We start from the raw sequence: 20,500 nt of genomic DNA on the forward strand, positions 1-20,500 counted from the left end.
TAAAGAAAGCTGCTCGATGACGAGCAGCTCTTTTTTATGCTTGATTCGCTTTATTTTGTTTTCTCCTCTGATGCAAGTACAATGCCGTTCCGAGCGCGCTGATCAGAAATCCGGCCAAGAGGATCGAGTACATGGATGTGGCTGTGTCCGGAAGCAGGCCGCCAGCCGGGCCGTCCGTACCTGATCCGTTTCCTCCTGATCCGTTTGTCGGGTCAGTGCCGGGAGGTGTATCATGTCCTCCGTTTCCGTCAGTCGGCTGTTTTCCGCCTGGTTTGTCAGAACCTCCGCCATTGCTGCCGTTATCACCGCTTGTCGGCTGATCGGACGGGAATGCCGGCGGTTTGTTGTTCGCACCGGAATTTAAGATCGTGTATTCGCTGAAATGGGTTGTATATCCTGTCACGATATCATCGTCGACTGAACCCTTTTCAGTCTTTGTGAAAGTTTTCTTTTTCCGGTCAACGTGGTAAATAGCAGGGTTATGGGCTTCTTCAATATCAAACATGCGAAGCGAAAGCTGAACAGGTTCCTTGAATGATTTTATTTCTTTTCCTTTTTGTTTCACTGTAAAGTCATATACATCTGCAAGTGAAACATTCAATTCTCCCGTTGACTTGATGCCGATTGCAGTGTCTGCGGTTTTGAGGTTCGCCATTGGCAGCTTCATGCTGTACCAATAGTTGAATACCGTCAATGAAGGATCTGACTCTCTTTCTTTCAAAAGTTTGACCTGATCTTCTTTTACTTTAAGATTGATAGGCTTCTCGTGAGATCCTTCTGATGTTTCATAATAGACAAACGGCGTGTTGGCATTTTTGGCATATATCGAAAATTTGTCTTCATCGAGTGTCCAGCTGCCATCCTTCTGCTTTGTCGGCAGGAATACTTCTTTGATTCGTCCTTCGATTTTAGGAGATACCTTGTTTCCTAGTTTTTTCAGCTGTTCAGTGAAAATCTCATAATCTACGTAACCAAGGTCCTCACCATGGGATGCTTTCGTAAAGACAGAGTATCCGTCTCCTCCGGCGCCGACAAAGTTATTCGTTGCCACGCGGTAGGTCTTATCGGAATCGAGATGAACCATGTCTCCGTTAGGTGATTCGAGTTTGACTTCAAGAACTCGGTGTCCGGGTTCCTTGTTTAATGTAAACGTATATTGGATTCCGGCCACCTGAGGGAAGGCGCCGCCTCCGTTTTCCACATTGCTCAATCCTTGTTCAAGGGCTTCTTTAATTTGTTTTCCGGTTAAGTCGGCCACGTAAAGCGTGTTGCCGAACGGCATGACGTTCAGCACCTCGCCGAGTGTGATATCGCCTTTGTCAATGCCGGCTCTGATGCCGCCGCCATTTGTGATCGCTATTCTGGCGCCAGCTGCTTCTTTCGCTTTTGCCAGCATGCCGTCCGCGATGAAGTTTCCGAGGTTCGTTTCCTTCGTGCGCACATGCTCACGCTGGCCGTCAAGCGCTACATCCGTGTAGCCGACTTTTTCCTTTTTGATGTCCTCTAATTCATGTTTGAACTGATCAAGCTCTTTTTTTGCCTCTGCGTTTTCTTCTGTATGTTCATCAATTGGCAGCACGCTCAGATTTGATTTGTCTGTTTGCACAACGCCGTTTTCATCAAACACGACATCGACGCGTCCCAAATATTCGCCGTATTCTTTTGCCTGCGCCACGATCGTCGGCTCTTCATTGTTCACGACTTCCATTTTGTCTACGAGGGTGTGGGTGTGTCCGCCGATGATCAAGTCAATGCCTTTTACTTTTTTGGCCAGCTCAAGATCACGGTTATGCCCGATATGGGTTAAAGCGATAATTTTATTTGCTTTTTCTTCTTCCTGAATCGTTTTGACAGTGTTTTGCGCTGTTTCAAACGCGTCATGAAATACGATGCTTTTGCCCGGGCTTGACGTAGTGGCTGTATCTTCCGTTGTCAGTCCGAATACAGCGACTTTCTCACCGTCAACATCTAACAGAATGTAAGGGTGGATGCCGGGCTCTTTCTTTTCACCTGCCGTAAAGGTTTGCGGCTTTTTGACATAGGAAGTCAGCTTAGGTTCGTTTGACACATCTACGTTTGCGCTGACGAACGGAAATTCAGGCGCTTCAAAGTGATAGCGGTTCGCCGGATCGACTGTTGCGCTGTTTCCGCTGAGAAAATCAGAAAGCACTGTCGGGCCTTTATCAAATTCATGGTTTCCAAAGGTCATGGCGTCATAGCGCATCATATTCATCAATTTCAAATCGGCTAAACCGTTCCACTTTGTGAAATACAGATCGCCGGAAAACACATCTCCCGCATCAAGGAGAATGTTGCGGTCTGTTTCGTTTCGCACTTCGTTGATTTTCGTCATTCGTCTCGCCGCGTCATCGAGGTGGGCATGCGTATCATTGGTGTGCATGACAGTCAGATCCCACAGTCCGTCCTTAGGGGGCTCGGGATTTGAATCATCGTCGAATTGCAGCTTGTATACACCATAGCCTTCATTCGCAGACTCGCCTACATAAGCGACATCGTCTGCTTTATCCGCAAATGGCTTGGCCAAAAGTGAGGACTCAAACGTCAAATTCGTGCCGGAAACAGCCGCGATTGACCAATTGTTGTCCGCTTTTGGATTGACTGTTTTCTGTTCAATAATGTAATCCATCAGCACCTGCCTGTTTTCAACCGCGGAGCCGTGGACGATTTTATCGCTTGTCAGGTGAGGGAAACCGCCGCCTCCGGACGCACGATAATTATTGGTGACGACGAGAAATTCCTGGTTTGTGCTGATGGGCTTGCCTTCATAGGAAAGGTTGATGATCCGGGACGAGCCCGCGTTGATCACTTTTCCGTTCTCATCGTATTTCGTCGGTTTTGTGACATCGACCTGATATGTGACGCCGTCAATCACGTCAAAATTATAGGAGCGAAAATTCTCATTCAGTAAGGCTTGATCGCCGCCTTTTGACGGATCAATTTGATTGAATTGGCCTGCTGACATCTCAAGCCAGTCCTTGACCTCGCTTCCAGTCAGCTTGACGATCTGAACGGTATTATCGTAAAGATACAAGTCACCGACGTTTTTAATGGCGAGATCTCCGGCTGGAATATTCGTATAGTAATTGGCTCCGTTTCTGCCGCCTGCTTTAAACGGCGCCCCAGCGGACAAAATCGGGAGGTCTTTGTACTCGGTATCCTTCATTTCCTTTTCCGCATACCATTTTTGCGCGTCTGTCACGATCTGAATGGAAGGGTCATCTTTGACCTGAGCGAAGAAGCTGTTAATATCGGCTTCTGTGTTGCCGACTGGTTTTCTAACATACTCCAGTGTGTTTTGATGCGTTTGCTTGATGGTGTTTGTGACGGTTTCATTTCCGGATGTGACGGTGCCTGCGATAGATTCAACACTGGCCTTCGAATCTGCTACCTTCCATGAGCCGTCCGTCTTTTTGAGTTTAAGGTCAATCATGCCCAAGTATTTGCCCCAGCTGCTTGGCATGACGACTGGAATGCCGTTGATTGTGCCTTTTTCAACATCGAATTGGGCAGCGCCTGCATACTCGGCGGAAGGGAAAAGTCCATGCTGATGGCCAGAGATGATCGCGTCAATGCCTTTTGTTTTGGTGGCTAGGTCAAATACAGCGTTTTCCGCGCCTGGCGATTGGGCTTGCTTTTCAATGCCGCTGTGGGCGAGGGCGATAATGACATCAGCGCCTTCCGCCTTCATTTTCGGGATCGTTTCATTGGCGGATTCTACGATATCCTGCACCTGCACCTGACCTTCGAGATGCTTTTTGTCCCATGTCATAATTTGCGGCGGAACGAAGCCTATGTAGCCGACCTTTATTTTTTGCTCATGGCCGTTTTCGTCAGTGACGGTTTTATCTGTAATGACATACGGCGTATACCGGTTTTCACCGCTTGTTGTTTTGACATTTGCATTTACAAGCGGGAAATCGGCTCCTCTAATCGTGCCGTCGAGAAAGTCGAGCCCGTAGTTGAATTCATGATTGCCCAGTGTGCCGGCGTCATATTTCAGCGCATTCATGACACTGATAATCGGGTGGGTTTTCGCGCCGGAAATAATGTCGTCTTTTTCATACTTCACCGCGTATTCTCCAAGCGGATTCCCTTGAATCAAGTCCCCGTTATCCACAAGCAGGGTATTGGGGTTTTGTTGGCGGTGCTTTTGGATCAGCTGTGCCGTTCTTGCCAGCCCGAAATCCGTCGTTTCTTTGTCGCTATAGTAATCGTAATCCATCATGTTGGCATGAATATCAGTCGTGGCCAAAATACTCAGATGCACCTGAGGAGCCGCGCTTTCTTCTGCATGAATGGGTGGTGTTGGAAGGATTAGGCTAAGTATCATAATAGGGGGCAAAAGAATACGGAGAATGTTACCGACGTATGTTCGTCTTTTCTGTATTCTCACCAGTTCTCCACCTTTCAACGAAATTTGTGTTACAACTACTATTGTAAGAATATTTTGTAATCATTTGTAGGTATTTCTTTATGATTATTGTAAAAGGGAAAAAAATGAGTATTATGTAATATCGTCAAACGACAAATGCCGGGTATTTATGCTTATTGTTTGTCAGGTCTGCGAAAATGTTTATTTTAGTGTGGCTGGGGAAGAGTGTTTTATGTAGACAGATTAATCGGGAGGTTATGAAAAATGGGGAAAAAAATAGCAGTTGTTTTGACAGATTATTTTGAGGACAGCGAGTACACTGAACCTGCGAAAGCCTTTAAAGAAGCGAGACATGAACTGACTGTCATCGAAAATGAAAAAGGCAAAACAGTAAAAGGCAAGCAGGGGAACGCGGAAGTGACAGTAGACGCGTCCATTGATGATGTAAACCCTTCAGACTTTGATGCGCTTTTAATTCCCGGAGGATTTTCACCAGACCAGCTTCGCGCTGATGACCGTTTCGTCCAATTTACAAAAGCGTTTATGACTGACAAAAAACCGGTATTCGCCATTTGCCACGGTCCGCAGCTCTTAATCAACGCGAAAGCGCTCGATGGCCGAAAAGCGACAGGCTATACGTCCATTCGTGTTGACATGGAAAACGCGGGTGCCGACGTTGTGGACAAGGAAGTGGTTGTTTGCCAAGGGCAATTGGTCACTAGTCGCACACCGGATGATATTCCGGCATTTAATCGTGAATCGTTGGCATTGCTTGAGAAATAAGAAAAACGGACGCCTGGCGGGGCGTCCGTTTTCGGTTGATTACAGTTTGACATCGGCCTGAGCACCCGTCAGTTTCTTGTATCTGTAATACAAGAAGGCGGCTGCAGCTGTTCCGATAACCGCAATACAGAAGTCGAACATAAAGATATGGGCGATGCCTCCCGCTTTTGCGATAAGCCCTGTGGCAATCGGCAGCAAAATCGACGCGAGGCTTGAAGCGGTCGCTACAATTCCGGTAACGGTTCCTTTTCGCTTCCAGAAAAGCTCTGTCATTAATGTAATGGTGATTTGAAACACACCCGCGGTTGAAAAGCCTAAGAAAAAGGCGGTGATGTCCAGCACAACCGGCACATGAACCGTCAGCATGACCGCAAGCGTACATAAAGTAATAACCGGATACAAGAGCGTAATCATGACTGGCTTTACCCATCTGTTCAGCAAAAGGGCTAATAATAAAACGGATGCCAGAGATCCAACACTATAATAGCTCAGCAATTGCACGGAAGCTGATTCAGCTAAACCGGCTGCTTTTTGCGCGTAGCTCGGAAGCCAGATTTGAGAAACCGTAAATAAAGCTGTTGATGTAAAACCGATCATAATCAGGGCGGTGCCTTCTTTCCGAAAAACGGGTTCAGACAAGAAAGCGGGAGCTTCCTGTTGGCCGCTGTTATTTGGTTTCTTCTGTTTCTTAGGAAACGAAAGCGTTGATAAATAAACGATATTCAGTACATAGACGGCAGCCGGGAGATAAAAAGTAAATCCGTAAGACATGCGGTGGTCTGCTAAAAATGTGATCAAAAGCGGCAAAAGTGCGGCCCCCAGAGACATAAAGGCTTTGACCAGAACATTTGCCGAGCCGGGCGCAGCCGGGAAGAGCTCGGTCAGGGCCGGATATGTTCCGGCATCCATCGCTGAATTTGCGACTCCGGCTAATAAGGCGAACACAAACGCCAGTTCATAGCTCGGTGATAAAGGAATACCGACTAAAAAGACGGCCATGATCCCCGCGGAAGCGACAACAAGCGGTTTTCTGCCGATTTTATCTGATAACACGCCGGAAATGCCGTAGGTCAGCAGCTTGCCGAACCCGATAGCGGCAATGACATAACTAATGCCGGTCGGGTCGGTATTCCACTGTTTTGTTAAGGAGGACATATTGGATGCGAGAATAATGTTGACCATTCCCAGAAAGAAGTAGTTGATATACATTCCGGAGGCTGTTTTGATAGATGTCGTTTTCATGGCTTGTACTCCTTCAAATCTTATTCGAACATTTTCATTAATATGGATTTCTTTACCGAGGAAAGCGAACAGCCGGCATGCCGGGTGTGTTCATCATGTGAAGCCTTCTTCACCCGCTTTGATCAGGCCCAAGCCCTTATAACCTGCTTTATAACCGCTCAGTGCTGCAATCATCCGATCAGCTGTGTTCTCCAATGATAAAAAAGACTCGCCGGGTTTCCGGCCAGTCTCAATTATTTACGAAGCGAGGCGAGCTCTTGAGCTATCGCCTGCATTTCACTAGGGCTGAATGATTCTTTTTTCATCACCATGCTGTGAAGGTACGTGAGGTCTTCTATCTTTTCATCACTGAAATCCTCCGCTTTGATCACGCCGACGTTCAGCATGTTCAGTTTTTGGGAAATCTCTTCAATCATTTGAGTCAATGTCTCTGTATTTGGGCTGGACAAATGGTTCCATCCTTTCTTTATGCGATATTCGGTATGTTTTATTCTAACAGAATTCAATCAGAAAAAAACCCTCTTCTAAGAGCAAGCTTTTGATTTCAAAAAAGTGGAGTCATCAGTTGAAAAGAAAATGAACATCCTACTAAGATATTCATGAAGGTTTTTTTTTAGAGAAATATGGGCAAAGAATAGGGAGGTTGCACAACATGATAAGCGTGTTATTTGTTTGTTTAGGAAATATTTGCCGGTCTCCGATGGCAGAAGCGATTTTTCGGGACCTGGCAGCCAAAAAAGGATTAGAGGGGAAAATCAAGACAGACTCAGCAGGTATCGGCGGCTGGCACATCGGCAATCCGCCGCATGAAGGAACACAGGAGATCTTGCAGAGAGAAGGAATCAACTTTGAGGGTATGCTTGCACGTCAAGTCAGCGAACAGGATCTGGCCGATTTTGATTACATCATTGCGATGGACGCAGAAAATATCGGGAGCCTCAGAAGCATGGCGGGTTTTAAGAATACCTCGCATATCAAAAGGCTCTTGGACTATGTTGAAGATTCAGATCTTGCCGATGTTCCTGATCCTTACTACACAGGAAATTTTGAAGAGGTCTGCCAATTAATCAAGTCGGGCTGTGAGCAGCTGCTTGCATCCATTCAAAAAGAAAAACAATTGTGAGTGAAAGGAGAATTTGCATGAACAACGAACGTTTAATGCTGAAAGGTATTTTTCTTGGAGCTGCGGCAGGCGCGGCGTTATCGCTGCTCCATAAGCCGACAAGACAGGCATGCGGCATGAGATGGCTGACATGCAAGCATAAACTTTCACTGTACAAAAGCAATCCGGAGCTGTTGAAAAACACGGTCAGCACAAAGATGGATGAGGCCAAAAAGCTGGCCCAATCCTTGTCAAATGAAGTCGGGTTTGTCAATCAGCAGGTGAAAGAGCTGAAGAAAACAACGCCGCAAGTGATGGAGCTTGTGCAAGAAACGAAAGAGCATTTTTCAAAAAAATGATCAAATATGCGAGGTGAGGCGACATGAATTTTTTGAAAGAGCTTTTCAGCAGATACACCCTTCATGAAGGGCCGAGCAAATCAGCGGAGCTGGCGTATTTTTTTCTTTTGTCATTGTTTCCGTTTTTGATTTTTATGCTGACGCTCACCGCGTATCTTCCGATTTCTACCGATGATGTTCTGGGAGTTGTCAAACAATACGCGCCCGCCAGTGCGATGTCCCTCGTTGAATCCATTACACAACAAACCTTAAACAACCGAAATGGCGGTTTGCTGTCATTCGGGATTATCGCGGCTTTGTGGTCTGCGTCTAATGGAATGAACGCCATCGTCCGATCGCTAAACCACGCGTATGAAGTGGATGAAAACCGCTCTTTTATCATCGTTCGTCTAACCTCAATTTTTTTGACGATTGCCATGGTATTTACGATTTTAGTGGCCTTGCTTCTGCCGGTATTCGGCCGGCAGATCGGGGTGCTCGCTTCAGACTTCGTCGGCGCGTCGGATCTGTTTTTATCCGTTTGGGCAGCAGTGCGCTGGGGTGTCAGTCCGCTTGTGCTGCTGATCGTTTTTTCCGCACTGTATTTCATCGCGCCGAACAAAAAACTGTCCCTCCGGTTTGTCATGCCGGGTGCGGTGTTTGCGGCCTTTGGCTGGATAGTTGTCAGCACCCTGTTTTCATTTTACGTCAGCACGTTTGCGAACTTCAGCGCCACGTATGGGAGTATCGGGGGAATCATCGTCCTGATGATTTGGTTTTACTTGAGCGGCATTTTAATTATCTTAGGGGGAGAAATCAACGCTCTTTTACATAAACGTAAAAAGCTTCCTGATGAAAATCCCTATCTTTAGCGCACCCTATAAATGAACTTCGGTTCAAAAAGATATAGGGGGGCCAACGTGATGAGTAAGCAAAAAGGCGGAAGCCATAATAAACAAAATTCGAAAAGCAAACCGAGCCATAAAACAAGCGGAAGCGCCAACGGGCAAAACGGCTATCATTAGTATAAAAGCCTCCTGACACCATGTCAGGAGGCTTTTTGGTTTAAGAAGATGAAGAATAGGTTTCGGCTGGCGACCAGCTTTTCGGTTTGCCCAGCACAAGAGCAAGCCAGACACCGCTAAGCGTGAGGGTAATAAAATAAAACAAGTTTGCGCTATCAAATGTCTGCATATACCAGCCGCCGGCAATCGGGCCGAGGATGCTGCCGAGGCTGAATGTAATGCCGCAAAGCAGGTTCCCCGCCGGCAGCAGGTGGGGCGGAAGAAGATCCGTCATATAGCTGATGCCAAGTGTAAAGGTTGAGCCGACTGCCATTCCCGCCATAAAAAAGCAGCATCCGATCACGTAAGGTAAAGGGAATACGCCGGCGATCAAAAAGCAAAGCGCCCCTGTCAGCAAAATCACAAGCAGGACATTCCGCCGCCCGTATGTATCGCTGAGGATGCCGAGTGGAAACTGAAAAATAATGCTTCCGATCGCAAATGCGGGCAGGATCAGCGCCACTGCGTCCACAGAGATCCCCAGCCGGAGCGCGTACACCGGAAAGCTTCCGTTTAGCGCCGTCTCGAGAAAGCCATAACCGAATGTGGGCATAAAGGCAACCCATCCAAACAGTATCGCTTGATAAAACCGTCTGAAACTATTGTCTGATTTGGTTTCGTGAGGACTGGTTTGCGGGTATGCGTTTTGTAGAAAGAAAACAAAAAGCCACGCAAACAGGCTGAAGCAGCCGGACACGATAAAAGGCAGCGCCGGGTTCAGCTTGACAAGCGGAACCATGAACGGACCCGCGGCAAAGCCAAGGCCGAAGGAAAGCCCGTAAACAGACAGGTTTCTTCCACGATTTTGTTTTGATGACATGGAAGTCACCCACGTTTGCGTAGAAAAGTGAAGCATGTGGTCGCCGATTCCGATAAACAGGCGAAGCAGGAACCAGATCCAAACCGACTGAAGCCAAATAAATCCAAATAAGCTTAAAATGACAATGCTTCCGCCAATGACGATCAGCGGCTTAAATCCGAGCTTTCTAAGCGGCGCTTCCATAAACGGAGAAGCCAAAAGCACGCCGATGTACAGTCCCGTCGCGTGCAGGCCGTTGATAGCGGCCGATTCACCATTTGTTTCAAAGATGATCGAGATAACAGGCAGCAGCATGCCTTGCGAAAACCCAGAAATGGAAACGAGCAAGACAAGGATAAAGAAATGAAATCGTGACATTTTGTCTGTTCTCCTTATGTGGAATCTATGTTGATCGTACAATGTTTTCCAAAAGCGGGCAACCTGAAAAAAGCCTATATCACATGTGAACATGCGACCTCGTGTAAGCATGATGATTTTTGTGAAGAATAAAAATAAAACAAGTCATATAAAAGGAGCCAATTCACCATGAATCGTATTTTTTTTATTTTAGTGGCGGCGGGTGTTCCGCTTTCTGTGATCGGCAGTTTGATGCATTGGCCTTCTGTCATTCTCTTTGCCTTGTATTGCGTAACGATTATCGCGCTTGCAAGCTATATGGGAAGGGCGACAGAATCATTGTCCATCATCGCAGGCCCGCGGATCGGCGGTTTGTTGAACGCCACCTTTGGGAACGCGGTTGAGTTAATCATCTCTTTATTTGCACTAAAGGAGGGCCTGACCGGAATCGTGCTTGCCTCTTTAACCGGTTCAGTGCTGGGGAATTTGCTGCTGGTGGCGGGGCTATCGTTTTTTGTCGGCGGTTTAAAATATAAGCGGCAGGAGTTTAATATCCATGATGCGCGCCATAACTCCGGTCTTTTGATTTTTGCCATTATTGTCGCTTTTGTGATTCCGGAGGTATTTTCCGTTGGTATGGGTAACGTGGGCAAGCTCAATTTAAGCATAGGCATCAGCATCATTTTGATGCTGTTATATGTGGCGGCTCTTTACTTTAAACTTGTCACACACCGCGGTGTTTATCAGCCGAAGAACAATTCCACCCAGCACGTGGAAGAGGAAGAGCCGGAATGGTCGGGCAAAATTGCCACAATTGTCTTGTTTGCGGCAACGATTGCTGTGGCATACATATCCGAAAACCTGGTGCACACGTTCCACTCGGTAGCTGAGCAGTTCGGCTGGAGCGAGCTGTTTATCGGGGTTATCATCGTGGCAATAGTCGGTAATGCCGCGGAGCACGCATCAGCCATTATCATGGCCTATAAAAATAAAATGGACGTTGCGGTTGAAATTGCGGTTGGTTCGACGCTGCAGATTGCTATGTTTGTTGCGCCGGTTCTTGTGATCTGTTCCATCTTTTTCCCGGTAAGCATGCCGCTTGTGTTTACATTGCCGGAGCTCGTTGCGATGGTATCATCGGTTTTCTTGATGATCGCGATTTCGAATGACGGCGATTCCAACTGGTTTGAAGGAGCGACACTGCTTGCCGCCTATGTCATTATGGCGATCGGCTTTTTCCTTCTTTAACTTGAAAAAATGATGGATAACAACAAAGCGGGTTGAAAAGACTAAGGGAAAATGCCATAGAAAGAGTGATATGATGAAAAAGCTATTTCATTCCACACTTATTGTGCTGTTATTCTTTAGTTTTTTCGGCGTTCAGCCCATCCACGCGAAAAAGCAGTTTAAGGTTCCTGACTCTGTCGCAAGCATCTCGAAGGAAAACACGTATCCGAATGCTTCACAGGATCAGCCGATGCTTCAGCCGAGCAAGCTTGCAAAGGAATTGCTCGATCATTCTGATGTGAAGATTGAAAACCCGCACCTCATCAAAATGCTGAATGAATCCAACATATCCGGCACACCGCTTGCGGTCGGCTACCGGGCGACAATCTTTCTCGGGAAATGGGCGCTCGGCTATGAATCAAACGAAACAGTCGCAAATTGGGAATATAAAAAAATCAATACAAACCGTGCGGATAACCGCGGCGGAAAAGAAACGGCTGAAATGCACTATGCCCAGGAACAGCAATACAAAGTGAAGGGCGGCCTGACAGCTAAGGTTCCAAATGCTGAAGATGTTAAAAGCATGATGATGCTGAAAGCAATGAAGAAAACGAACCTTCCGCTGGCATTTGATACGGTCGTCGGAGCGGGTACAAAGCGGGATCAAATTTATAAAGTCGCTCCTAAGAAACTTGGTTATCTAAACGCATATGCGCCGGCTGTGAATGAAAAAGGAAAAGTGACTTACGGAGAAGTATACTTAGTGCTGAAAGGGAATAAACGAAAACTTGTCGTGAAAAATGTCACATCACAGGGTATCGGTGCTTGGATTCCGGTTCAAGACCATGTCACATTTGGCTTTCAGCTTTCCTCGCAGCCAAGATAAATAAAAAACTGATTCCATTCAGGCGGAATCAGTTTTTTTGTTTATTGTGTTCTCTCGATTCTGACCGCTTCTTCAAGCATTTGCACATTGTTTTGGTACAGCTGGCGAACGAGAATCCTTCTGGCTGCAAGGCTGGCGCTGAAATAATCGTCATCTTTGACCATGCCTTTTACCGTAAATTCGACGCCGCGATTGATATGATTCAATGCGGTGATCCCGTGTATTTGAAAGGGTTCTGCCGGATTGCCGAATTCATTCAGCTTCAATGAATCCCGAAGCTCTTCATTCAGCGTGTCGCATGCCTCTTCTAATACACTGTACACGCGGTCCGGATCTTCCTTAAAGCTGATGACAAAGGATTCGGTAATCCGCATAAAATCAATATTATAGTTCTCTATCTGCCTGACTTCGCCGTTGCTGATGGTGAGCAGCTTCCCGCTCCATTCCCGGATTTGCAGCGAGCGAAGGCCGATTTCCTCAACAGTTCCGTTAAACAAATTGTTAACGGTGACATAATCGCCTTTGTGCAGCTGGCGTTCATAAATCAAAAACACACCTGCCAGCACATCTTTAATCAGTGATTGGGCGCCAAAACCGATGACGATACCGGCTACACCCGCCCCGGCTAAAATTTTGCCGAAATCATGAACAAATAAAGACATAACATAAAAGATAAAAGCGATTGTCGCTGTGTACTGGGTGACAGAACGGATAAGGCTTTCAATTGTTTTTTCTTTTCTTTCTTCAATGAAGTCCGTCCGTTTAAAAAATAGCTGGACCAGCCGGTTGATGATAAAAACACCGATCCACAGAATGACAGCAACGAGAAGAATATCGACGATTTTATTCTGGAAAATCTCTGTAAGTTTTTCTTCCATTCGCATCTAACTCCTGGCTTGACGTTTTGTGAAATCTGCATCCTGATAATAACTGTTTTTGACGAGAACATTCGGCCCGAGGCATCGGACATTCGGGCAGTGGCAATTCAGCTCTTTGGCAAGCTTTGTCTCTCTCCATTTTTCATAGGCGGAAGGGAGGCTGTCCGTCTGGATATTGCCAAGCGGCGGTGTATCGCCGAAATCTGTTACGATAATGTTTCCGTCGAAAATGTTCACATTCAGGCGGGAACGGCCGTCAGGGTCGTTTCTCACCGTGACGTTTTTCGCGGCGCGAAGCCGGTGAAGCAGCTTTTGATCCTCTTCGTTCGAACTGCAGGCATAAAACGGCAGTGTCCCGAACAGCATCCATGTATTTTCATCACGAATGTCCAGCAAACGGTGAATGGACTGTCTCATCTCTTTCAGGCTGAGAGATTCAAGAGCGCTTGCGAAATCGCTCGGGTACATCGGATGGACTTCGTGACGCTGACATTTCATATCTTCTGTGATTTGGCGGTGAATATGCTCAATATGCGGAAGTGTCCGTTTGTTCAGCATCGTTTCCGCAGAAACCATCACCCCGGCATCCACGAGCGTGCGGCTGTTTTCGATCATTTTTTCAAAATAACGCGCGCGCTGTTCGAAAGTCGGTTTTCTGTCCATCATGGCAAAGCCGATCTCTGCAAAATCTTCAACTGTACCCCAGTTATGCGAAATATGCAGGACATCAAGATACGGAATAATCCATTCGTATCGATCAATATCAAGGGTCAGGTTGGAATTGATCTGCGTCCGCACGCCCCGTTCATGGGCGTATTTTAATAACGGAACGACATATTCCTTTACTGATTTTAATGAAAGCATCGGCTCTCCGCCTGTAATGCTGATGGATCTCAGACGCGGGATTTCCTCCAGCCGTTTTAACAGAAGGTCTATTGGCAGAGCATTCGGGTCTTTAGGCTGCAATGTATAGCCTACAGCGCAATGCTCGCATCTCATATTGCACAGTGTCGTTGTTGTGAATTCAACGTTTGTCAGCTGCATGTCTCCATACTGTTCAACATCCATATAGGCTTCCCAAGGATCAAACTCGGGTGTGATCGGATGCAGTTTCGTGTTTTGTGTCATGACTATCTAACTCCTTTATAAATGGGGCATACTAATGCTGCCAACAGTTAATTTTAGACTTGATTTGTCAAGATCGCAAGTAGCGCAGCGATTGAAAAACGGCAAAAAATGAGCTACCATAATAAAAAATGAATGGAGGAACAGAATGGGAAACGCCGTAAATAATAAGGATCAGCAGCTTGATTATTTAAAGAACAGACTCGACATGTTTATGAACGTCGTTGATTCATTAGACCCTGAAGCAACTGACGTTGAAGATATAGACAGACTCATCAGCATGCTTGATGATCTGGAAGCGAAATACGAACGCTTTAAAAAAGACTGGGAATAAAACCGCGCGCACGCTGCGGTTTTTTATTTTGACATAAAGCGTCAGTATAAAACGAAGCGCCTTTCTGTAAAATATAAAAAAATGCAGAAGGAGCGCTGGCCATGAAGTGGATGTGTTCAATATGCTGTGCTGCCGTCTTGCTTGCCGGGGGAGCAGTACAGGCGAGAGCGGTGCCGAATGACCCGATTAACTGGGGCTTTAAACGAAGTGTCAATCATCAGCCGCCTGATGCCGGGGAGCAGCTGAACCGTTTAATTGAAAAATATGACGCCTTTTATTTAGGCAATATAAAGGAAAAAACGATTTACTTAACGTTTGATAACGGCTATGAAAATGGCTATACGCCCAAAGTGCTTGATGTCTTAAAAAAACACCGCGTAACAGGAACCTTTTTTGTCACAGGGCATTTCGTAAAGGACCAGCCTGAGCTGATTAAGCGCATGTCAGATGAAGGGCATATTATCGGCAATCATTCGTTTCACCATCCGGATCTGACGAAAAAAACAGCTGACCAGATTCAGGACGAACTCGATTCAGTCAACGAAGAGGTCTATAAAATTACGGGAAAGCAGGACAACCTGTATTTGCGCCCGCCGCGCGGCGTGTTCAGTGAATACGTGCTGAAAGAAACGAAACGCCTAGGCTATCAAACCATTTTCTGGTCGGTCGCTTTTGTTGATTGGAAAATCAAAAACCAAAAGGGGAAGAAATATGCCTACGATCATATGATCAAGCAGGCGCACCCAGGAGCCATTTACCTGCTTCACACCGTATCGAAGGACAATGCCGAAGCACTGGATGATGCGATCACAGACCTGAAAAAACAAGGCTACACATTTAAAAGCATTGATGATCTGATGTTTGAGAAAGAAATGAAGATGCCTTCTTTGTAATGAGAAAAGCCTTTCCGTATGGTTTTACCTGTCATATTAGACAGTCAAACGGGAAACCGCAATTATGAGGGTAGGGGAAAAGCTCAAGGGAAATAAAAATTAATCACTACTGAATGACCTGCTCCCGCTTAAAGGGGCAGGTTATTTTGATGCCGGGACATAGGATGAAACTCGGTATATAAAATGGCCGCATCTGATTTGTTTTGAAATTTGCAAAAATCAAAGGAGTCGTCTTTATCACTTTCTTCCTGTCCGTACTTTAATTAAGAGATAGTTAAGAAATAGTTAATTCCCAGTTAAAAACGTATTCCTATACTATTATACATAAGCATTAGGAAAGTAGGTCGGGACCAATGCAAGAGATAATTAAAACGACTAATTTAACAAAAGTGTACGGAAAACAAAAGTCAGTTGATAATCTTAATATAACAGTTAACGAAGGTGATATTTACGGGTTTCTGGGGAGAAATGGAGCAGGTAAAACAACTACTATAAGAATGTTATTGGGTTTAATAAAGCCTACCCATGGAAAGATCGAGATATTCGGTGAGGATTTACATAGGAATAAGAAAGATATTTTAAGAAGGATTGGTTCAATCGTAGAAGTACCTGGATTCTATGGAAACCTCACCGCTAAAGAAAACCTTGAAATAAACGCCAAGATCGTTGGAGTTCACAAAAAAAATGCAATTGAAGAAGCATTAGAGATTGTGGGATTAGAGAATGAAACCAAAAAGCTTGTAGGCAAATACTCTTTAGGAATGAAGCAAAGACTTGGCATCGCCCGATCTCTTCTTCATTATCCAGAATTATTAATATTGGATGAACCGACGAATGGTTTAGATCCGATTGGGATTAAAGAGATGAGAAGGCTCATTAAAACTTTAGCTGAAGAAAGAAAGATTACCCTGCTCATATCGAGCCACATATTGTCTGAAATTGAACAATTAGTCGATCATTTGGGAATTATTCATGAAGGCAAACTATTAGAGGAAACCGAATTTGATAAGCTCCGGAAGAAAAATCGAAAGTTTCTGGAGTTTCAAGTTTCGAATGATAACAAAGCTACAATGCTTTTAGAGAAACAATTTCATATCTTTGACTACGAAGTGCATGATGAGGGGGTTATCCGCATTTTCTCGCATATTGGACAACAGGGAGCTATTAATAAATTATTTGTTCAGAACGACATTGAGGTGTTTAAAATTTTGATGAGTGAAGACCGTCTGGAGGATTATTTCACAAAACTGGTAGGGGGTGGGTCCATTGGTTAATCTGTTATATGCGGAGTTACTAAAGCTCAGGAGGTCTGCGATGCTTCTAATAAGTACAATAGGAGCTTCGGTAGTCCCGTTTATGGTAGTCGTTGCATCCTATGTACAAATAAAGACTGAGAATCCCGCTCCAGTCATAAAATTTCATGAACTTTTCAGCAACTCTAACTTATATACAGTTCTAGTTGTGGGAGTTCCGCTTTATGGAGTTGTTGCCGCTTATATTTTTAACCGAGAATATATGGATGATACTCTCAAAAACCTTTTAACTATACCTGTTTCCAGAATAAATCTTATTCTTAGCAAATTATTGCTGCTATTTTTCTGGATATTCTTTTTAACCTTAGTTGCTTGGGGGCTTACTTTATTACTAGGTGTGATATTGCAATTCCCGGGTCTCAGCCAATCACTCGTCATCAAATCATTTTTGCACTTTGTTATTGGCGGTGTGTTGTTATTTATTTTATCAACACCTATTGTCCTGATCACAGTTGTATTAAAGAATTACGTACCCACCATTATTTTTACTATTCTAATCACTTTGATAAATATCATGACAGCTAATTCAGAACATAGAGGTTTGTTCCCGTGGGCAGCGGCTGGAGACATTTCAATGAATACGCTTCTCCCTACTTATCCTCCGGAGTATTCCTATATAGGAATTGCTTTAGTCTCAATATTAGGATTTGCTTCTTTAATGATCTATTTTAACAAGGTGGATATACATTAATTTTTATCAATATTTTCAAGTGAAAAGCCAATTGGTGTGAGGGTTCACATAATCCCTTACATGTGTAAAAGAGATTTTTTAATAGGAGGATTATATAAATGTCATTCTCAGAGCAGAATATTACCGCTTTTCGTGCTGTAAACGATTTAGGTAAAGAATATCCATTTTTAAACTCAGCAATGATCATACTTGCTGAATACGCAGTATTTATATTAGCACTCGTTATGCTTGTTTTCTGGTTTACTCGGAACTATAAAAACAGAATGATGGTCATACAGGCGGGAGTTGCATTCATCATAGCTGAGATTATGGGGAAAATTGCTGGTCAATTCTATTCTAATAATCAACCGTTCGCAGTTCTTCCAAACGTTAACAAACTGGTAGATCATGCGGTGGATAACTCATTTCCAAGCGATCACACCATTCTATTTTTTTCTATCTCATTCTCTTTTTGGCTTGTACATAAAAAAACAGGCTGGATTTGGATCATATTTGCACTTAGTGTAGCTATTTCACGCATATGGGTGGGGGTGCACTATCCTTTCGATGTTGCTGCCGCAGCTCTTTTTGGAATTCTTTCAGCGATATTATCGTATTGGATTGTGCCAAGGCTTGCATTGGTTAAAAGAGTTCTCACTATTTATGAAAAGGGCGAGGGATATATTTTACCTCGAAAAGAGAGGTCTAAAGATTTTTAAGCGGATTAAAAGCACCTGTATTCACCAGGTGTTTTTTTTTGTTCAAAAATTAAAAAATGAAATGGGTAATTCGACTCTGTACATTATAGTGGATAAGACTTGGTTATCAATTGTTGTTTCTGTCTAGTAATTAAATAACATTTTTGCAATAATATAGTTACAACCTGTCTGATCACTTTGTTTCATGACCATGTTTAAAAAGACCGTGTGGAAAAAGAATTGGTTATTTTCTCCTTTATTTTAAATGCTTTGGACCTTATGAAACGAGGAATGTAGATGAAAACTATGATATCTCTTCTTAAAAATAGGAATTATTTAAAACTATTCCTTGCCTCCTTTACCTCACAAATGGGAGGAACAATAGGTATAACCGCCCTTATGTTTTATCTTCTTGATCAGTATTCCAAACAGCCATCTTATGCCACTATGACTGAACTCATGTTATCCTTACCCACTTTGGCTGTATTTTTCCTTGTAGGTGTATTTGCAGACCGCCTTGACAGACAACTAATCGCTAAGAATTGTGACTGGGTCTGTGCTGTGTTATCTGTTTTGTTATTCTTTGCTTTAGTTATGGATGTAATGCCGATAGTTTTTATGTTGCTCTTTTTAAGAGGAGCTGTAAAAAGCTTTTTTTATCCAGCTCAATCCTCAATCGTACAAGGGATCTTGAACGAAAAAGAGTATCCCACGGCAGCTGGATTGAATCAAATGGTTGCCAGCTTATTTGTACTCTTTGGCAGCGGGATCGGGATATTCAGTTATTGGGCAATTGGTATAGAAGGTGCAATTCTAATCGATGCTTTAAGTTTCCTTATAAGCGGAATGCTTATACACTTTTGCAATATTTCTGAAGACATTAGATTACCGAATGGAAAGCACTCGTTCAAGGACTTAAAAATCCTGCTTGTTTTGAGTGATTTTAAAAAAGGCTTAATTTATATAAAAAAACACAAATTGCTTCTTTGTCTTGTTTCTGGGTTTATTGTATTTGGAATTTTAAATGGAGGATTATCTGTCATGCAAGTCTTCATCTTAAAGTATAAGCTTAGCCCAACAAATTATGAAGAAATATCTATCATATTGGGCATTGTATTTGGATCTGGAGTTCTGGCTGGAAGTTTTCTCGCGTCGAGCCTTTCGCATAAATTAAAGCTTCAAACCATACTGATTTTAGCTCTGCTGACTGCGGGGGGAGCAACTATTATAAGCTCTTTGGTAAATAGTGTGTGGCTTTATATGATATGCACAGCCGGAGTGGCATTGGCAATACCTATGATTAATGTAGCTATAGGAGGATGGATACCCAAAATTATTGATCCAAAGATGATGGGAAGGGTCCAAGGATGTATTAATCCATTAATGATGTTTTCTCAGTCCTTAACACTTCTGTTCATTGCTTCATTTTATCCGGTTATTTTAACAGTTGAGTCACTATTTTGGCTGGTAGGAGGATGTTTAATACTTATTGGTTTCCTTTATATGCTAGTTTTGCCTAGATTTAGCGCCAGCTCAGTTAATAAAACTGCCAATCAAATCGTTGATAGTTAAACTATTTTCATTGGTTAAGCCTATTCCTAATTACTATAATCTGAGGGGGAGCTTCATGTTATTGTTTTGTCTGCCTTATGCTGGGGGATCGGAAACCACTTATTATCAGTGGGATCATTATTTAAACCAATCTATTAATCTTTGTCCAGTGTCCTTAAAGGGGAGAGGGAAGAGATTTAATGAGCCATTTTATGAGTGCTTAGAAGACGCAATCGAAGATATTTTCGAAAGTATTAAGGACAAGTTGAAAGAGAACGAATATGCGATCTTTGGACACAGTATGGGCAGTTTATTGGCTTATGAGCTTTATTATAAAATTAAGAAAATGGGTTTCCATCAGCCAAAGCATATCTTTTTTTCAGGATATAGATCTCCTGAAATGAAGAAAAAAGAGATTATATACAATTTACCTAATAAACAATTTAAAGAGAAAATCATTGAACTAGGAGGGATTCCAGAAGAACTGGTAAATAATGATGATTTGTTTGATGTATTTATTCCAGTATTAAAAAGCGATATAAAAATAGTAGAAACTTATAAATATAAGGAAAGAGAAGATAAAATATCTTGTGGTATATCTGTTTTAAATGGTTTAAACGATAATATCACGCTTGAAAACCTTATGAGTTGGAAAAAACATACTGATAAATCATTTCAATTGCACCATTTTGAAGGAAACCACTTTTTTATTAATCACAATGCTGAGAATATTGTCTCTCTCATTAATCAAACTTTAGCCGCAGAAAAGGAAAATGAAAATCAAAAACAAATGTTATTCAAATCATTTTTTTGAATGGTTAGTTTTATGAGTTTGATATTCAATTTA

Annotated in this window: 19 protein-coding genes; 13 read left to right on the forward strand and 6 right to left on the reverse strand. The window is 43.6% G+C overall.

The annotated features are described in order from the left end of the window. Positions 1-34: 34 nt before the first annotated feature. Positions 35-4,414: a multifunctional 2',3'-cyclic-nucleotide 2'-phosphodiesterase/3'-nucleotidase/5'-nucleotidase gene (locus tag ABZM97_RS04320; RefSeq protein WP_333516707.1), complete on the reverse strand. Its 4,380-nt coding sequence runs from the start codon at positions 4,412-4,414 to the stop codon at positions 35-37. A gap of 243 nt (positions 4,415-4,657) precedes the next feature. Here ABZM97_RS04320 and yfkM point away from each other — a divergent pair, with 243 nt between their 5' ends. Continuing rightward, on the forward strand, positions 4,658-5,176 hold the full coding sequence (yfkM, locus tag ABZM97_RS04325; protein ID WP_367387258.1) for a general stress protein 18: 519 nt from the start codon (positions 4,658-4,660) through the stop codon (positions 5,174-5,176). A 39-nt stretch (positions 5,177-5,215) separates the two neighbouring features. Here yfkM and ABZM97_RS04330 read toward each other — a convergent pair whose 3' ends face one another. Next, positions 5,216-6,418, reverse strand: a complete 1,203-nt coding sequence (locus ABZM97_RS04330; RefSeq protein WP_148963610.1) for an MFS transporter — start codon at positions 6,416-6,418, stop codon at positions 5,216-5,218. A 233-nt stretch (positions 6,419-6,651) separates the two neighbouring features. Then, positions 6,652-6,867 (reverse strand): DUF1128 domain-containing protein, encoded by a 216-nt coding sequence (locus ABZM97_RS04335; RefSeq protein WP_010330293.1) that lies wholly within the window; start codon positions 6,865-6,867, stop codon positions 6,652-6,654. A 203-nt stretch (positions 6,868-7,070) separates the two neighbouring features. On the opposite strand from ABZM97_RS04335, the gene yfkJ reads away from it, so the two are divergent. Genes yfkJ through ABZM97_RS04350 form a run of 3 tightly spaced genes read left to right on the forward strand, consistent with a single transcriptional unit; the run spans position 7,071 to position 8,730 of the window. Next, positions 7,071-7,541: a protein-tyrosine-phosphatase gene (gene yfkJ / locus ABZM97_RS04340; protein WP_087992554.1), complete on the forward strand. Its 471-nt coding sequence runs from the start codon at positions 7,071-7,073 to the stop codon at positions 7,539-7,541. 17 nt (positions 7,542-7,558) lie between these two features. Beyond that, complete coding sequence (locus tag ABZM97_RS04345; RefSeq protein ID WP_202328287.1) at positions 7,559-7,879, forward strand: hypothetical protein; 321 nt, start codon at positions 7,559-7,561, stop codon at positions 7,877-7,879. Between the two features lie 23 nt (positions 7,880-7,902). Then, positions 7,903-8,730 carry a YihY family inner membrane protein gene (locus ABZM97_RS04350; protein WP_087992556.1) on the forward strand — a complete coding sequence of 276 codons (828 nt, stop codon included), beginning with the start codon at positions 7,903-7,905 and terminating at the stop codon, positions 8,728-8,730. Positions 8,731-8,923: 193 nt separating this feature from the next. Here ABZM97_RS04350 and ABZM97_RS04355 read toward each other — a convergent pair whose 3' ends face one another. Continuing rightward, positions 8,924-10,099 (reverse strand): MFS transporter, encoded by a 1,176-nt coding sequence (locus tag ABZM97_RS04355; RefSeq protein WP_087992557.1) that lies wholly within the window; start codon positions 10,097-10,099, stop codon positions 8,924-8,926. 168 nt (positions 10,100-10,267) lie between these two features. Between ABZM97_RS04355 and cax the strand changes: the two genes are divergently transcribed. Both cax and ABZM97_RS04365 read left to right on the forward strand, forming a co-directional pair. Beyond that, a complete protein-coding gene (gene cax, locus ABZM97_RS04360; RefSeq protein ID WP_253268941.1) occupies positions 10,268-11,326 on the forward strand; it encodes a calcium/proton exchanger in 1,059 nt (352 codons plus the stop codon). 70 nt (positions 11,327-11,396) lie between these two features. After that, positions 11,397-12,191, forward strand: coding sequence for a YfkD famly protein (locus ABZM97_RS04365; protein WP_202328286.1), 795 nt, complete (start codon positions 11,397-11,399; stop codon positions 12,189-12,191). Positions 12,192-12,232: 41 nt separating this feature from the next. Here ABZM97_RS04365 and mscC read toward each other — a convergent pair whose 3' ends face one another. Then, positions 12,233-13,075 (reverse strand): mechanosensitive ion channel protein MscC, encoded by an 843-nt coding sequence (mscC, locus tag ABZM97_RS04370; RefSeq protein ID WP_087992560.1) that lies wholly within the window; start codon positions 13,073-13,075, stop codon positions 12,233-12,235. After that, complete coding sequence (gene yfkAB, locus ABZM97_RS04375) at positions 13,076-14,197, reverse strand: radical SAM/CxCxxxxC motif protein YfkAB (RefSeq protein WP_087992561.1); 1,122 nt, start codon at positions 14,195-14,197, stop codon at positions 13,076-13,078. A 145-nt stretch (positions 14,198-14,342) separates the two neighbouring features. On the opposite strand from yfkAB, the gene ABZM97_RS04380 reads away from it, so the two are divergent. The 7 genes from ABZM97_RS04380 (at position 14,343) to ABZM97_RS04410 (ending at position 20,467) form a co-directional block, all read left to right on the forward strand. After that, a complete protein-coding gene (locus ABZM97_RS04380; protein WP_087992562.1) occupies positions 14,343-14,528 on the forward strand; it encodes an SE1561 family protein in 186 nt (61 codons plus the stop codon). A 101-nt stretch (positions 14,529-14,629) separates the two neighbouring features. Then, a complete protein-coding gene (pdaA, locus tag ABZM97_RS04385; RefSeq protein WP_367387259.1) occupies positions 14,630-15,421 on the forward strand; it encodes a delta-lactam-biosynthetic de-N-acetylase in 792 nt (263 codons plus the stop codon). Positions 15,422-15,774: 353 nt separating this feature from the next. Further along, positions 15,775-16,695 carry an ABC transporter ATP-binding protein gene (locus tag ABZM97_RS04390; protein WP_367387260.1) on the forward strand — a complete coding sequence of 307 codons (921 nt, stop codon included), beginning with the start codon at positions 15,775-15,777 and terminating at the stop codon, positions 16,693-16,695. Then, positions 16,688-17,425, forward strand: a complete 738-nt coding sequence (locus ABZM97_RS04395; protein ID WP_367387261.1) for an ABC transporter permease — start codon at positions 16,688-16,690, stop codon at positions 17,423-17,425. The genes ABZM97_RS04390 and ABZM97_RS04395 overlap by 8 nt, the downstream gene beginning before the upstream one ends. Before the next feature lie 98 nt (positions 17,426-17,523). Further along, positions 17,524-18,123: an undecaprenyl-diphosphatase gene (locus tag ABZM97_RS04400; RefSeq protein ID WP_367387262.1), complete on the forward strand. Its 600-nt coding sequence runs from the start codon at positions 17,524-17,526 to the stop codon at positions 18,121-18,123. Between the two features lie 276 nt (positions 18,124-18,399). Further along, positions 18,400-19,674, forward strand: coding sequence for an MFS transporter (locus ABZM97_RS04405; protein ID WP_367387263.1), 1,275 nt, complete (start codon positions 18,400-18,402; stop codon positions 19,672-19,674). A 55-nt stretch (positions 19,675-19,729) separates the two neighbouring features. After that, on the forward strand, positions 19,730-20,467 hold the full coding sequence (locus ABZM97_RS04410; protein ID WP_367387264.1) for a thioesterase II family protein: 738 nt from the start codon (positions 19,730-19,732) through the stop codon (positions 20,465-20,467). The last annotated feature ends 33 nt before the right edge of the window (positions 20,468-20,500 follow it).

The sequence above is a fragment of the Bacillus vallismortis genome (genome assembly GCF_040784915.1).
GTDB classification, from domain to species: Bacteria; Bacillota; Bacilli; order Bacillales; family Bacillaceae; genus Bacillus; species Bacillus subtilis_G.